The organism is Mycobacterium sp. Dal123C01 (genome assembly GCF_052566995.1).
This window is the reverse complement of the sequence record NZ_CP199580.1, coordinates 2,813,525-2,828,980: the sequence shown is the minus strand read 5'-3', so window position 1 is coordinate 2,828,980 and position 15,456 is coordinate 2,813,525. Positions and strand designations below refer to the sequence as shown.

10 protein-coding genes, 3 rRNA genes and 1 pseudogene are annotated in these 15,456 nt (G+C 61.7%); 4 read left to right on the top strand and 10 right to left on the bottom strand.

The genetic code is table 11. From position 1 onward, the window contains the following. Positions 1-4 precede the first annotated feature (4 nt). Positions 5-1,213, bottom strand: a pseudogene (locus ACTXG5_RS13555) (MFS transporter); the annotation flags it as partial. Positions 1,214-1,303: 90 nt separating this feature from the next. On the opposite strand from ACTXG5_RS13555, the gene ACTXG5_RS13550 reads away from it, so the two are divergent. Then, on the top strand, positions 1,304-2,173 hold the full coding sequence (locus tag ACTXG5_RS13550; protein WP_445164119.1) for a LysR family transcriptional regulator: 870 nt from the start codon (positions 1,304-1,306) through the stop codon (positions 2,171-2,173). On the opposite strand, the gene ACTXG5_RS13545 is transcribed toward ACTXG5_RS13550, so the two are convergent. Then, on the bottom strand, positions 2,170-2,646 hold the full coding sequence (locus tag ACTXG5_RS13545; protein ID WP_445164118.1) for a VOC family protein: 477 nt from the start codon (positions 2,644-2,646) through the stop codon (positions 2,170-2,172). The two genes, ACTXG5_RS13550 and ACTXG5_RS13545, sit on opposite strands and share 4 nt — an antisense overlap. 118 nt (positions 2,647-2,764) lie before the next feature. On the opposite strand from ACTXG5_RS13545, the gene ACTXG5_RS13540 reads away from it, so the two are divergent. After that, on the top strand, positions 2,765-4,252 hold the full coding sequence (locus ACTXG5_RS13540; RefSeq protein WP_445164117.1) for an AlkA N-terminal domain-containing protein: 1,488 nt from the start codon (positions 2,765-2,767) through the stop codon (positions 4,250-4,252). Beyond that, complete coding sequence (locus ACTXG5_RS13535; protein WP_445164116.1) at positions 4,249-4,740, top strand: methylated-DNA--[protein]-cysteine S-methyltransferase; 492 nt, start codon at positions 4,249-4,251, stop codon at positions 4,738-4,740. Before ACTXG5_RS13540 ends, ACTXG5_RS13535 begins: the two co-directional genes overlap by 4 nt. Positions 4,741-4,787: 47 nt before the next feature. Here the strand turns inward: ACTXG5_RS13535 and rrf are convergent. The 4 genes from rrf to murA form a co-directional block, all read right to left on the bottom strand. Next, positions 4,788-4,900 (bottom strand): 5S ribosomal RNA (gene rrf / locus ACTXG5_RS13530). Between the two features lie 92 nt (positions 4,901-4,992). Continuing rightward, a 23S ribosomal RNA gene (locus ACTXG5_RS13525) occupies positions 4,993-8,079 on the bottom strand. 279 nt (positions 8,080-8,358) lie between these two features. After that, a 16S ribosomal RNA gene (locus ACTXG5_RS13520) occupies positions 8,359-9,878 on the bottom strand. Together the 16S, 23S and 5S rRNA genes form the textbook arrangement of a ribosomal RNA operon. A gap of 385 nt (positions 9,879-10,263) precedes the next feature. Then, positions 10,264-11,517, bottom strand: coding sequence for a UDP-N-acetylglucosamine 1-carboxyvinyltransferase (gene murA, locus ACTXG5_RS13515; RefSeq protein ID WP_445164115.1), 1,254 nt, complete (start codon positions 11,515-11,517; stop codon positions 10,264-10,266). 70 nt (positions 11,518-11,587) lie between these two features. Here murA and ACTXG5_RS13510 point away from each other — a divergent pair, with 70 nt between their 5' ends. Continuing rightward, complete coding sequence (locus ACTXG5_RS13510; RefSeq protein WP_445164114.1) at positions 11,588-12,172, top strand: cob(I)yrinic acid a,c-diamide adenosyltransferase; 585 nt, start codon at positions 11,588-11,590, stop codon at positions 12,170-12,172. 41 nt (positions 12,173-12,213) lie between these two features. Here the strand turns inward: ACTXG5_RS13510 and ACTXG5_RS13505 are convergent, their stop codons facing one another. Genes ACTXG5_RS13505 through ACTXG5_RS13490 form a run of 4 tightly spaced genes read right to left on the bottom strand, consistent with a single transcriptional unit; the run spans position 12,214 to position 15,453 of the window. Further along, on the bottom strand, positions 12,214-12,657 hold the full coding sequence (locus tag ACTXG5_RS13505) for a DUF2550 domain-containing protein (protein WP_445164113.1): 444 nt from the start codon (positions 12,655-12,657) through the stop codon (positions 12,214-12,216). Positions 12,658-12,663: 6 nt separating this feature from the next. Next, a complete protein-coding gene (locus ACTXG5_RS13500; RefSeq protein WP_445164112.1) occupies positions 12,664-13,029 on the bottom strand; it encodes a F0F1 ATP synthase subunit epsilon in 366 nt (121 codons plus the stop codon). 29 nt (positions 13,030-13,058) lie between these two features. Beyond that, positions 13,059-14,510: a F0F1 ATP synthase subunit beta gene (gene atpD, locus ACTXG5_RS13495; RefSeq protein WP_445164111.1), complete on the bottom strand. Its 1,452-nt coding sequence runs from the start codon at positions 14,508-14,510 to the stop codon at positions 13,059-13,061. A gap of 25 nt (positions 14,511-14,535) precedes the next feature. Further along, a complete protein-coding gene (locus ACTXG5_RS13490) occupies positions 14,536-15,453 on the bottom strand; it encodes a F0F1 ATP synthase subunit gamma (protein ID WP_445164110.1) in 918 nt (305 codons plus the stop codon). Positions 15,454-15,456: the final 3 nt, after the last annotated feature.

The window sequence follows — 15,456 nt, the reverse complement described above, 5'->3', positions numbered from 1 at the left end:
GCTCGTGTTCCGACGCACGTTCTCTCACCAACGATGTCACGAGCAGTAGGGCGACCACCAACAGCGTTCCCACGAATCCCACCGTGGCCGACCAGCCGCCCACGCTATAGACGAACCCGCCGAACACGCCGGCCACCGATCCGCCGAGGTAGTAGGTGAACAGGTACAGCGCCGACGCCTCGGCGCGATCCCGGCGTGCCACGGCGCCGACCCATCCGCTGGCCACGGTGTGCGCGGCGAAGAATCCGCCGGTGAAAACCCCTGTCCCGACGACGATCACGGGCAATGCATCCGGCAGTGTCATCAGCAGGCCTGCCACCGCAAGTGGCAAGGCACCGCCCAGCACCAGCGCGCGTCCCCTGCGGTCGGCGAGCCGTCCCGCCACGACCGATGTCCAGGTGCCCACCAGGTACAGCAGGAACAACAGACCCACCACTGACGGCTCCAACTCGAACGGCGCGGCGGCCAGTCGGTAGCCGAGGTAGTTGTACACGGTGACGAATCCGCCCATCAGCGTGAATGCCAAGGCAAAAAGCTTCAGCAACACCGGATTTCGCAGATGCGAAAGGAGGCTATGCGTGGTGACCCGCATGCTCACCGGCTTCGGGGCGAAGAACTGGGACCGCGGCACGAGAAGGGCGAATACCACGGTGGCGGCCCACGTCATCAGCGAGCACACCAACAGCGCGATCCGCCAGTTGCTGACCCCGAGGACCAGCGACGGGATGATCCGCCCGGCGCAGCCCCCTATCGTCGTCCCGGCGATATAGCGTCCCATCGCCGATCCCAGTGAAGAGGTGTGCACCTCCTCGGCCAGAAACGCCATCGCGACCGCGGGTATCCCGGCCAGGGCGACACCCTGCAGCGCCCGTCCGATGAGCAGAACGCCGAGTGTGGGGCTGAACGGCACGAGCAACCCGATCACACCGGACGCAATCCCCGAGATCAGCATCACGGTGATGCGCCCGTAGCGCTCGGAGAGCACGCTTGCCGGGACGATGGACAGCGCCAGCATTCCCGTGGTGAGCGAGACGGTCAGCGCCGAGGTGGCCGGCGCGATCCGGTAGTACGCCGAGAAGGCGGGAAGAAGCGCCTGGGTGCAGTACATCGCGGCAAAACTGGCCATGCCGGCGCCGCACAGCGCCGCGGTCACTCGGCGGTATCCGCTGCTGCCGGCTTGATGCGCGGTGGGAGCGGCGGCGACCAGGGGCATACCAACGATGCTCCGCGCCACCGCACAGAATCGGAAATGAATTATTGCCCCAATTATGATGCTGTTACGACATAAGCAAAGGTGGCGGTCATGGCCGATGGCGATTACGAGTGGTTCCTCACACTCGCAGAACTTCAGCACGTTACGGCGGCAGCCCAACAACTTCACATCGCGCAGCCGACTCTGACCCGAATGCTGGCACGCCTGGAACGCCGGCTGGGGGTGGCATTGTTCGATCGCCACGGCCGCCGAGTCTCGCTGAGCACCTACGGCCGGATCTTCTACGAGCACGCGCGCCGGGCGCAGTCGGAGCTCGATTCGGCCCGACGCGAAATCGAGGACCTGAGCAATCCCGCGGCCGGTGAGATCCGACTGGGTTTCCTGGGTTCGTTTGGATCAATCGTTGTGCCCCGGTTGATCGCGGGGTTCACAGCGGTGTCGCCGAGGGTGACGTTCACGCTCGAGGAGGGTGCTGCTGAATCGATCAGCGATCGCGTGCTGGCCGGCTTCGTCGACGTCGGAGTGGTGTCACCACGGCCGCAAGAGCCGACCCTGGCCTGGCGCAGTTTGTTTCGTCAGCGCCTCGGTGTCGCCGTCCCCCGCGATCACCGGCTGATGGGTGTGGCCGCAGTATCCATGACTGACCTCGCCGACGAGCCCTTCGTTGCCATGCATCCGGGATTCGGCATGCGACGACTGCTCGATGAGCTTTGTGCCGCAGCGCAATTCCAGCCACGCATCGTCCTGGAATCGGCGAACCTGATCACCACCGCCGGGCTGGTCGCCGCGGGGTTGGGCATCAGCCTGACGCCGATCGACGGCAGCGAGCATGCGCCCGGTGTCAGCGTGCTGCGCCTGGCCGACGCCGACGCCTACCGCGACATCGGGATGATCTGGGATTCGGCTCGACCGTTGTCCCGCGCTGCCCGGGACTTCATCGCTTCCGCCGCGACGGCTTAGCCGGCAGGTCGCCAAAGCCCCACAGTGGTACGCGCGCCACCCGGAAGCTCAAGAATTTCGATGGGCGTGTCATCGGGGTCATAGACGAAGAACATTCGCACACCACCAATGTCGACGGCCGGATCGGTCCGCACCTCGGGATGCTCACGCCGAAGAGTTTCGTAGCTCTCGTCCAGGTCAGCGACGCGAAACGAAATATTGGTGTAGCCACGGTGCGGCCCGGCAGGGCTGGCGGGAACATCGCCGAGAAAGAGCAGTTCGATCATCGCTCCCCCGATCAGCCCGCCGACCATGCGCCCTTGTTGTGCGACGCCGCCGGTGACGGCATCGAGTCCGCCACCGTCGAGCTCGATATCGAAGACGACGTCGATGCCCAGGACCGCGGTATAGAAAGCCAACGACTTCTCCATATCGGAGACACCGATACAGACGTGGGAGAAGTTCTCGACGGCGATGGGGTTCGGCTCGGTCATGCGGACTCCTTCGGGGCGATAGGCGGGCGGTTCAGGCGTCGTGGACGCTCACCAACCGCCCCACCATCATGTCGCTTTTCCGCCAGTTTTGTCGGCGTGCAGGTGTAACTGTGGAATGGTGCACGACGATTTCGAACGCTGCTACCGGGCGGTCCAATCCAAGGACGCCCGGTTCGACGGCTGGTTCGTCACCGCGGTGCGCACGACCGGGATCTACTGCCGGCCCAGCTGCCCCGTGCACCCGCCGTTCGCCCGTAACGTGCTGTTCCTACCGACGGCGGCGGCCGCGCAACGGGCGGGTTTCCGGGCGTGCAAGCGATGCCGTCCCGACGCTTCTCCGGGTTCGCCCGAGTGGAACGTGCGCGGCGACGTCGTTGCACGGGCCATGCGGCTCATCGCCGACGGCACGGTGGACCGTGACGGCGTCGGCGGACTTGCCGCCCACCTCGGTTACACCACCCGGCAGCTGGAACGAGTCTTGCAGGCCGAGGTCGGTGCCGGCCCGCTCGCGCTGGCTCGCGCGCAACGAGGCCAGACCGCCCGGCTGTTGATCGAGACGACAGACCTGCCGTTCGGCGACGTCGCGTTCGCCGCGGGCTTTTCCAGCATCCGCCAGTTCAACGACACCGTGCGCCTGGTGTTCGAAAGCACGCCGACCGCCTTGCGCAAGCGCGCGGCGGCCCGATTCGGCTCCGACGCGACTTCGCCTGGGACAGTGTGCCTTCGGCTGCCGATGCGCACCCCGTTCGCCTATGAGGGCGTCTTCGGCCACCTGGCGGCCGGCGCCGTTCCCGGTTGCGAGGAAGTACGCGACGGCGCGTATCGACGAAGTCTGCGGCTTCCGGCCGGCAACGCCGTGGTCACGCTGACACCGGCCGTCGATCACGTCCGCTGCCTGCTCGTGCTCGACGACTTCCGCGACCTCACCACCGCGATCGCCCGCTGCCGGCGACTCCTCGACCTCGATGCCGACCCGGAAGCGGTGGTGGACAGCCTCAGCCGCGATCCGCTGTTTGCCCCGGTCGTGGCCAAGGCGCCGGGACAACGCATTCCCCGCGCGGTCGACGAGGCCGAACTCGCGGTGCGCGCGGTACTGGGTCAACAGGTATCGACCAAGGCCGCACGAACCCACGCGGCCCGATTGGTCACTGCCTACGGGCAACCGGTCCACGACTCCGAAGGCGCACTGACGCATACCTTCCCGTCAGTCGAACAGCTCGCCGAGATCGATCCCGTCCACCTGGCGGTGCCCAAGGCCCGGCAACGGACGCTGAGTGCCCTCATCGCCGGCCTCCTCGATGCAACCGTGGTCCTGGACGCCGGAAGCGACTGGGACAGCGCACGAACACAATTGCTGGCCCTGCCGGGAGTCGGCCCCTGGACCGCCGAGGTGATCGCGATGCGGGGCCTTGGCGATCCGGACGCCTTTCCCGCCAGCGACCTTGGGCTGCAACTCGCCGCCAAGCAGCTGGGCTTGCCGACGAATCAACGAAAACTTATTGAGCACAGCGCGCAGTGGCGGCCCTGGCGCTCCTACGCCACTCAACATTTGTGGACCACTCTCGAGCACCCGGTAAACCATTGGCCGCCTCAGGAGGTTGCATGATCCAGTACCGCACCATCGACAGCCCGATCGGGCTGCTGACCCTGGCCGGCCGCGGCCCGGTTTTGACCAACCTGCGGATGGTCGATCAGACCTATGAACCGAGCCGCGCCGACTGGTCGCCCGATCCGGGCGCATTCGGTGCCGCGGTGGCCCAGCTCGAGGCGTATTTCGCCGGCGAGCTCACCGACTTCGATGTCGAACTCGAGCTGCAGGGCACTGAATTCCAGCGGCGAGTGTGGAAGGCGCTGCTGACAATTCCGTTTGGTGAAACCCGGTCGTATGGAGAAATCGCCCAACAGATCGGCGCCCCCGGCGCCGCACGGGCAGTCGGATTGGCCAACGGCCACAACCCGATTGCCATCGTTGTTCCCTGCCATCGCGTCATCGGCGCCAACGGGAGCCTCACCGGCTTCGGCGGCGGACTGGACCGAAAGCGAACGCTGCTGGAATTGGAAAACCAATGCGCGAATTTGACGTTATTCGATTAAATCGGGAATGCAAAAATGCCCCCTTTGCAGGGGGCATTTTTGTGTATGTTCGGCGGTGTCCTACTTTTCCACCCGATCGGGCAGTATCATTGGCGCTGACAGGCTTAGCTTCCGGGTTCGGAATGGGACCGGGCGTTTCCCTGTCGCTGTGGCCGCCGTAACTCTATTTATTTTTCATTCAAGTGTATTGATGGGGGGTGTGGCATTTGGCGCGACAAATATGCCGCGAAATGAATAGTGGTTGCGAGTTGTGTTGGTAAGTTTTCGGCCGGTTAGTGCCAGTTCCCTACACTCATTGCTGAGCTTCTAGGTCTGACCTATCAATCCCGTAGTCTGCGGGGGGCCTTATCCCTCTAAAAGGGTGAGAAACCTGATCTTGGAGAAGGTTTCCCGCTTAGATGCTTTCAGCGGTTATCCTTTCCGAACGTAGCTATCCAGCGATGCCCCTGGTGGGACAACTGGTGCACTAGAGGTTCGTCCGTCCCGGTCCTCTCGTACTAGGGACAGGTTTCCTCAAGTTTCTGACGCGCGCGGCGGATAGAGACCGAACTGTCTCACGACGTTCTAAACCCAGCTCGCGTGCCGCTTTAATGGGCGAACAGCCCAACCCTTGGGACCTGCTCCAGCCCCAGGATGCGACGAGCCGACATCGAGGTGCCAAACCATCCCGTCGATATGGACTCTTGGGGAAGATCAGCCTGTTATCCCCGGGGTACCTTTTATCCGTTGAGCGACACCCCTTCCACTCAGAGGTGCCGGATCACTAGTCCCGACTTTCGTCCCTGCTTGACTTGTAGGTCTCGCAGTCAAGCTCCCTTGTGCACTTACACTCAACACCTGATTGCCGTCCAGGTTGAGGGAACCTTTGGGCGCCTCCGTTACATTTTAGGAGGCAACCGCCCCAGTTAAACTACCCGCCAGGCACTGTCCCTGAACCCGATAAGGGTTCGAAGTTAGGTATCCAATACGGTCAGAGTGGTATTTCAACAACGACTCCACACTCACTGGCGTGAGCGCTTCAAAGTCTCCCACCTATCCTACACAAACAGTACCGAACACCAATACCAAGTTGTAGTGAAGGTCCCGGGGTCTTTTCGTCCTGCCGCGCGTAACGAGCATCTTTACTCGTAGTGCAATTTCGCCGAGTCTATGGTTGAGACAGTTGGGAAGTCGTTACGCCATTCGTGCAGGTCGGAACTTACCCGACAAGGAATTTCGCTACCTTAGGATGGTTATAGTTACCACCGCCGTTTACTGGGGCTTAAATTCTCCGCTTCACCCTTACGAGTTAACGGGTCCTCTTAACCTTCCAGCACCGGGCAGGCGTCAGTCCGTATACATCGTCTTGCGACTTCGCACGGACCTGTGTTTTTAGTAAACAGTCGCTTCCCACTGGTTTCTGCGGCCGGTTCCCGCTCCCAGCGCAAGGCTGTTCACGGTATGCCGGCCCCCCTTCTCCCGAAGTTACGGGGGCATTTTGCCGAGTTCCTTAACCATAGTTATCTCGTACGCCTTGGTATTCTCTACCTGACCACCTGTGTTGGTTTGGGGTACGGGCCATGTATGCGCTCGCTAGAGGCTTTTCTTGGCAGCTGAGGATCACCGAATTCGCCTCAATCGGCTATGCATCACCTCTCAGGAATATGAGCGACGGATTTGCCTATCGCTCTCCCTACAGGCTTGCCCCAGTATTACCACTGACTGGTACGGCTACCTTCCTGCGTCACCCCATCGCTTGACTACTACCCATCCGGGTCCCACGCAGCCGATAGTCCTCGCACCCCGAAGGGATTGATAGACCACCATTTGGGTGGTTAGCAGAATGGATTCATCAGGGACGCTCATACACGGGTACGGGAATATCAACCCGTTGTCCATCGACTACGCCTGTCGGCCTCGCCTTAGGTCCCGACTCACCCTGGGCGGACTGGCCTGGCCCAGGAACCCTTGGTCTTTCGGCGGGCAAGGTTCTCACTTGCCTAATCGCTACTCATGCCTGCATTCTCACTTCCCCATCCTCCACCACCGGTCACCCAATGGCTTCGCTGAATGAGGAACGCTCCCCTACCCAACCTTACGGTTGCCGCGGCTTCGGCGGTGTGCTTGAGCCCCGCTACATTATCGGCGCACAATCACTTGACCAGTGAGCTATTACGCACTCTTTCAAGGGTGGCTGCTTCTAAGCCAACCTCCTGGTTGTCTTTGCGACTGCACATCCTTTTCCACTTAGCACACGCTTAGGGGCCTTAGCCGGCGATCTGGGCTGTTTCCCTCTCGACGTACGGAGCTTATCCCCCGCCGTCTCACTGCCACGCTATACACCACGGCATTCGGAGTTTGGCTGACGTCAGTAACCTTTTAGGGCCCATTGGCCATCCAGTAGCTCTACCTCCGTGGTGAAACACGTAACGCTGCACCTAAATGCATTTCGGGGAGAACCAGCTATCACGGAGTTTGATTGGCCTTTCACCCCTACCCACAACTCATCCCCTCAGTCTTCAACCTAAGTGGGTTCGGGCCTCCACGCGGTCTTACCCGCGCTTCACCCTGGCCATGGGTAGATCACTCCGCTTCGGGTCCAGAACATGCCACTCAAGCGCCCTATTCAGACTCGCTTTCGCTGCGGCTACCCCACACGGGTTAACCTTGCGACATGCCCCTGACTCGCAGGCTCATTCTTCAAAAGGCACGCCATCACCCCACAAGGAGGCTCTGACGGATTGTAGGCACACGGTTTCAGGTACTATTTCACTCCCCTCCCGGGGTACTTTTCACCATTCCCTCACGGTACTAATCCGCTATCGGTCATCGAGAAGTATTTAGGCTTACCGGGTGGTCCCGGCAGATTCACAGCAGATTCCACGAGCCCGCTGCTACTCGGGAGTTGATACAAGGCAGGCGTCAGATTTTCGCGTACCGGGCTCTCACCGTCTACGGCAGACCATCCCAGGCCACTTCCGCTAATCACGACACTTTTTGACTGCCCCTCAGCCAGGTAGGGCCAAGACATATCATTCCCACAACCCCGCACACACAACCCCTACCCGGTATCACATGCGTGCGGTTTAGCCATGTTCCACGTTCGCTCGCCACTACTTGCGGAATCACTTTTGTTTTCTCTTCCTACGGGTACTGAGATGTTTCACTTCCCCGCGTTCCCTCCCGTACCCTATATATTCAGGTACGGGTAACACGACATAACTCGTGCTGGGTTTCCCCATTCGGAAATCCTCGGATCAACGCTTGGTTGACAGCTCCCCGAGGCATATCGCAGCCTCCCACGTCCTTCATCGGCTCTCGATGCCAAGGCATCCACCATGTGCCCTTAAACACTTACAAACACAAAAACCAAAAGAAAAAAATTACACAAAACGAACACGCACCGTTGCCGGCAACGCGTTCATTTAGATGCTCGCAACCACTATTCAATGCTCAAACACCACACCCCACCACCAAGATGGAGGGACAGCACTCGGACAAACCCGACTGTTGCCTCAGGCCCAATAGTGTGTCTGGCGATTCATCTGCTGTTGTGCACCCGGCCCTCGTCCACTACAGACGAGAACCCCTCACGGCTATCACTCCACCAATTGGAGTGTTTCTCGTGGTGCTCCTTAGAAAGGAGGTGATCCAGCCGCACCTTCCGGTACGGCTACCTTGTTACGACTTCGTCCCAATCGCCGATCCCACCTTCGACAGCTCCCTCCCAAAGGGTTAGGCCACTGGCTTCGGGTGTTACCGACTTTCATGACGTGACGGGCGGTGTGTACAAGGCCCGGGAACGTATTCACCGCAGCGTTGCTGATCTGCGATTACTAGCGACTCCGACTTCACGGGGTCGAGTTGCAGACCCCGATCCGAACTGAGACCGGCTTTAAAAGGATTCGCTTAACCTTGCGGCATCGCAGCCCTTTGTACCGGCCATTGTAGCATGTGTGAAGCCCTGGACATAAGGGGCATGATGACTTGACGTCATCCCCACCTTCCTCCGAGTTGACCCCGGCAGTCTCTCACGAGTCCCCGGCATTACCCGCTGGCAACATAAGATAAGGGTTGCGCTCGTTGCGGGACTTAACCCAACATCTCACGACACGAGCTGACGACAGCCATGCACCACCTGCACACAGGCCACAAGGGAACGCCTATCTCTAGACGCGTCCTGTGCATGTCAAACCCAGGTAAGGTTCTTCGCGTTGCATCGAATTAATCCACATGCTCCGCCGCTTGTGCGGGCCCCCGTCAATTCCTTTGAGTTTTAGCCTTGCGGCCGTACTCCCCAGGCGGGGTACTTAATGCGTTAGCTACGGCACGGATTCCAAGGAAGGAAACCCACACCTAGTACCCACCGTTTACGGCGTGGACTACCAGGGTATCTAATCCTGTTCGCTCCCCACGCTTTCGCTCCTCAGCGTCAGTTACTGCCCAGAGACCCGCCTTCGCCACCGGTGTTCCTCCTGATATCTGCGCATTCCACCGCTACACCAGGAATTCCAGTCTCCCCTGCAGTACTCCAGTCTGCCCGTATCGCCCGCACGCCGAGGGTTAAGCCCCCGGTTTTCACGAACAACGCGACAAACCACCTACGAGCTCTTTACGCCCAGTAATTCCGGACAACGCTCGCACCCTACGTATTACCGCGGCTGCTGGCACGTAGTTGGCCGGTGCTTCTTCTGCAGGTACCGTCACTTGCGCTTCGTCCCTGCTGAAAGAGGTTTACAACCCGAAGGCCGTCATCCCCCACGCGGCGTCGCTGCATCAGGCTTGCGCCCATTGTGCAATATTCCCCACTGCTGCCTCCCGTAGGAGTCTGGGCCGTATCTCAGTCCCAGTGTGGCCGGACACCCTCTCAGGCCGGCTACCCGTCGTCGCCTTGGTAGGCCATCACCCCACCAACAAGCTGATAGGCCGCGGGCCCATCCCACACCGCAAAAGCTTTCCACCACAAGACATGCGTCTCGTGGTCATATTCGGTATTAGACCCAGTTTCCCAGGCTTATCCCGAAGTGCAGGGCAGATTACCCACGTGTTACTCACCCGTTCGCCACTCGAGTACCTCCGAAGAGGCCTTTCCGTTCGACTTGCATGTGTTAAGCACGCCGCCAGCGTTCGTCCTGAGCCAGGATCAAACTCTCCAAACAAAAACTCCTCGATAAACGAGGTGAATTTACAATCAGAGAAAATCTGACCTAACAAAAAGACACCAAAAACTGGCATCAAAATAAATTGCGACTACACCCTCACACGGGGGTGCTTGAATGTAGTCAAAAAAAAACAACAACAAACAAAAACACCAAACACACTATTGAGTTCTCAAACAACACTCTTGCTTGTTTCGCCCGCTTCGGGGCAACCCTGCCAGCTTAATACGAACCCGGCTGAGGCGTCAACCCCCAATTTCTTTGCGATCGTGATGATCGCCGCAGGGGCAGCCGTGCCAGGTTAGTACCGTTCCGGCGAGGGAGTCAAGGCCCCGGTCTCGGTCTCCTTTGAGTGGTGACCGCGCTTGTGAGGCACTGACTTTGGTTACTGTACCCGCTCGATCTCCGCACCCAAAATCGCCAGGTTTTCCACGAACAATGGGTAGCCGCGATCGATGTGAAACACGTCGTGGACCTCGGTGTCACCGTCGGCGACCAACCCGGCGAGCACCAGGCCGGCGCCGGCCCGGATGTCCGAACACCAGACCGGGGCGCTGGACAGTTGTGGCAGACCTCGCACCACGGCGTGATGTCCGTCGGTACGGGCATCGGCGCCGAGTCGGATCATCTCTTCGACGAACCGGAAGCGCGCCTCGAACACGTTCTCCGTGATCATCGAGGTGCCGTCGGAGATCGACGCCAGCGCTATCGCCATCGGCTGCAGGTCCGTCGGAAAACCCGGAAACGGCAACGTTGCAACGTTCATGGCCTTCGGGCGCTCGTATTGGGTCACCCGAAAGCTGTTATCCGTCTGGGTGACGGTGGCACCAGCGTCGTGCAGTTTGTGCAGCACCACTTGAAGATGTGCCGGGTCGACACCGGTGATCGAGATGTCCCCGCGGGTAATGGCGGCCGCAATGCCCCAGGTCGCGGCCACAATGCGGTCCCCGATCACGCGGTGCTCAGTGGGATACAACCGTGGGACACCAGTGATGGTCATCGTCGGCGAGCCCGCGCCTTCGACCTGGGCGCCCATTTGGTTGAGCATCGTGCACAGATCGACCACGTCGGGTTCGCGCGCCGCGTTGTGGATTGTGGTGACGCCCTCGGCTAGGACCGCGGCCATCAGGATGTTCTCGGTGGCTCCTACCGAGGGGAATTCCAGTTGAATCTCCGCGCCGCGCAACGTATCCGCGTGAGCGACGACGCAGCCGTGCTCGATGTTGCACGTTGCGCCGAGTTGGCGCAGGCCGGCCTGATGCATGTCGAGCGGACGCGATCCGATGGCATCACCGCCCGGGAGCGCAACCTTGGCCCGCTTGCATCGGCCGACCAGCGGCCCCAGCACACAGACCGAGGCCCGGAACTGCCGCACTGCCGCGAAGTCGGCGTCGTACTTGGGCTCGTCGGGTGAGGTGATGCGGGCGACGTCGCCGTCGAGTTCGACGGTGGCGCCCAAGCCGCGCAGGACCTCGGCCATCAACGGCACATCGAGGATGTCGGGACAGTTGGTGATGGTGCTGGTGCCTTCGGCCAACAAGGTCGCGGCCATCAGCTTGAGCACGCTGTTCTTGGCGCCCCCCACTGCGACTTCGCCTGACAAGCGGTTACCGCCGGTCACCACGAATCGCTCAGACACCCGCGTCAGTCTAGTGATGCGGTATCGCCTTGTCAGTCAGCCGAGTCAGTTAGCCGGGTACGGTTTGTTCATGGCAGTACACCTGACCCGCATCTATACCCGGACCGGCGACGACGGAACCACCGGATTGAGCGACTTCTCGCGGGTCTCGAAGAACGATCCCCGCCTGGTCGCCTACGCGGATTGCGACGAGGCCAACTCCGCGATCGGCGTCGCCATCGCTCTGGGTCACCCCGATCAGGAAATCGCCGACATGCTGCGGCAGATCCAAAACGACCTGTTCGACGCCGGCGCGGATCTGTCGACCCCGGTGGTGGAAAACCCGAAATACCCGCCGCTACGTGTCGCCCAGTCCTACATCGATCGCCTCGAAGGGTGGTGCGACAAATACAACGAGCCCTTGCCGGCGCTGAATTCCTTTGTGCTACCGGGTGGTTCGCCGTTGTCAGCACTGTTGCACGTCGCTCGCACCGTGGTGCGTCGAGCCGAGCGAGCGGCGTGGGGCGCGGTCGAATCCGCGCCGGACGGAGTCAGCGTGCTGCCGGCGAAGTATCTGAATCGCTTGTCGGATCTACTCTTCATCCTGTCGCGGGCAGCCAACCCCGATGGGGATGTGCTGTGGAAGCCGGGCGGCGGCGCATCCGGCGCGGACTAGTGACGGATATCGAAACTCCTGCTGCCACTTAGCTTTCGAAGCTACACGCTGCGACGGCGTGCGCGCGGTGACGGACGTGACTCCAGCCAGGACAAGAACGCGGTCAACGCGCCCTGATCGAGCGCGAGCTCGTACCCCTGCCTGCGCTCCTGTGTGGTGTCGCGCAGTTCCAGCACCATGATCTCGTCGGTCATGATGTCGAACTCGTCCCCGCGCGGCGCCCGCCGGGCGACGATCTCCACGCCGCGGCGGCTGAGCCGGCGATCCGGCCACAGACGCAGGCTGGACAGCCGGTAGAAGGCGGCCTCGCCACCGCGGTATCGGATCACGCCGTGCCGCCAGCCGTGACCACCGACCGCGGGGATATCCCGCATGATCCCCGCGGTGCCACCCTGCCTCAGCTTCAACAGCCGATAGCTCAGGGCGAGGACCGCAAGCCCCAACACGACGACGAGCACGGCCATGCCAATCAGGGGCGCGCTCATCGGCGGTTAGTCAATCGCGCCGACGGCGCGCAATCTCGCACGTCCCCTGGCGGCGATGCGCGGATCGTCGGACTCCGAATCCTCCTTGGCCGCGCTCTCGTCGATCTCCGACTCGAACTCGGCGGATTCGGCGAGAACGGTCACCGTCTCCTCCGTCACCGACAAAAACCCGCCATCGACCGCGATCCGCAGATCGTCTTCGCCTTCCCGCTCGACGCGCACCATGGCGTCATCGACCAACTGGGCCACCAGCGGGATGTGGCGGGGCAGGATGCCGATCTCGCCCGAGGTGGTGCGGGTAAACAGGAAGGTTGCCTCACCCGACCAGATCTTCCGGTCAACCGCAACGATCTCGACATTCAATTCAGCCATGTCACACCACCTTTCGACTCGGCCAGCAGTTAGAGCTTGGCACCAAGAGTCTCGGCCTTCTTGGCCAGGTCGTCGAGGCCACCGATGAGGAAGAAGGCCTGCTCGGGCACGTGGTCGAAATCGCCCTTGCTCAGGCGGTCAAACGCCTCGATGGTCTCCTTCACCGGGACCGTCGAACCCGGCTGGCCGGTGAACTGTTCGGCAGCCATCATGTTCTGCGAGAGGAACCGCTCGATACGCCGCGCGCGGTTGACCAGCTGCTTGTCCTCTTCGGACAGCTCGTCGATACCCAGAATCGCGATGATGTCCTGAAGGTCCTTGTACCGCTGCAGGATTCGAATGACTTCCTGTGCGACGCGGTAGTGTTCCTCACCGACGACGCTGGGGTCCAGAATCGTGGAGCTCGACGCCAGCGGGTCCACCGCGGGGAAGATGCCCTTGGAGAACACGTTACGAGACAACTCGGTAGTGGCGTCCAGGTGGGCGAACGTCGTCGCCGGCGCGGGGTCGGTGTAGTCGTCGGCCGGCACGTACACCGCCTGCATCGAGGTAATCGACTTGCCTCGCGTCGAGGTGATGCGCTCCTGCAACTCGCCCATCTCGTCGGCCAGCGTGGGCTGGTAGCCCACCGCCGACGGCATCCGGCCGAGCAGCGTCGACACCTCGGAACCGGCCTGGGTGAACCGGAAGATGTTGTCGATGAACAGCAGCACGTCCTTGCCCGCCTCGTCGCGGAACCATTCCGCCATCGTCAGCGCGGACAGTGCCACTCGCATACGAGTACCGGGCGGCTCGTCCATCTGACCGAAGACCAATGCGGTGTCCTTGAGCACGTCGGCTTCCTTGAGCTCGACCCAGAGGTCGTTGCCCTCACGGGTGCGCTCCCCCACGCCCGCGAACACCGAAGTACCGGAGAAGTTACGAGCGATGCGGTTGATCATCTCCTGGATCAGCACCGTCTTGCCGACGCCGGCGCCGCCGAACAGGGCGATCTTGCCACCACGCACATAAGGCGTAAGCAGATCGACGACCTTCAGGCCGGTCTCGAGCATCTCGGTGCGGGGTTCGAGATCCTCGAAGGCGGGCGGCTTGCGGTGAATCGACCAGCGCTCGAAGTCATCTCCGTATCCCGGCTTGTCCAGGCAGTGTCCCAGCGCGTTGAAAACGTGGCCCTTGACGTCCTCACCGACCGGCACCGTGATCGAGTTGCCGGTGTCGGTCACCTCGACGCCGCGCACCAGGCCGTCGGTGGGCTGCATCGAGATCGTGCGCACCAAGTTGTCGCCGAGGTGGTTCGCCACCTCCAACGTGAGGGTTTTCTTGAGCTCCTCGAACGTGACCTCGGCGTGCAATGCGTTGAACAGCTCGGGGACCGAACCCCGCGGGAATTCGACGTCAACGACCGGGCCGGTCACCCGTACCACGCGGCCGCTGGTGTCCGACCTTGTCGGCTTGTCGGTCTTCTCGGCAGTAGCGCTCATATCTTTTTCGCTTCCTTGTGGGGCTCTACTTAGCGGCGTCGGCGAGCGCGTTTGCGCCACCGACGATTTCGCTGATTTCTTGGGTGATCTGGGCCTGCCGCTCGCGGTTGGCCTCTAGCGTCAGAGCCTTGATGAGGTCGTCGGCGTTGTCGGTTGCCGATTTCATCGCCCGCTGACGCGATGCCAGCTCCGATGCGGCGGACTCGAGCATGGACGCGTAAACCCGCGTGGTCAGGTAGCGCGGGAGCAACGCCTCGAACAGCGTCGTCGCATCCGGCTCGAACGAGTACAGGGTGCGCGGTCCGGTGTCTTCCTCGACATACTCCACCACCAGGGGAGCCATCCGGTGAGCCACCGCCGTCTGCGACATCATCGACTTGAATTCCGAGTACACGATGTGCAATTCGTCGACGCCCTGCACGTCGTCGGCCTGCTGATCGCCGTCGTCGGCGCCCTGCATGAACGCATCCACCAACGTCGAACCGATCTCCGCGGCCTTCTCGTACTGGGGTTGCTCAGAGAAGCCCGACCACGACGCGGCGATGTCCCAGTTCCGGAAGGTGTAGTAGTTCTGCGCCTTTCGGCCCACGGTGTAGAGGATCGGCTCTTTGCCCTCATCTCGAAGCAGGGAGAAAAGCTGCTCGGAGCGACGGAAGATGCCGGAGTTGTATGCGCCGCACAGACCGCGGTCCGACGACACCACCAGCACACCGGCCCGTCTCGGTTCGGGGCGCTCGACGAGCAGCGGATGGTCCAGAGCGGCTTCGCCGGCCAGGGTGGTGAGCATCCGGGTGATCTCGAAGGCATACGGCCGCGCGGATTCGAGCCGATTCTGCGCCTTGGGAAGGCGCGACGTCGCGATCAGCTCCTGGGCCTTGGTGATCTTCTTGATCGAGCCCGCGGAGCGGATCCGCCCGCGTAGTTCGCGAAGTGTGGCAGCCATTGT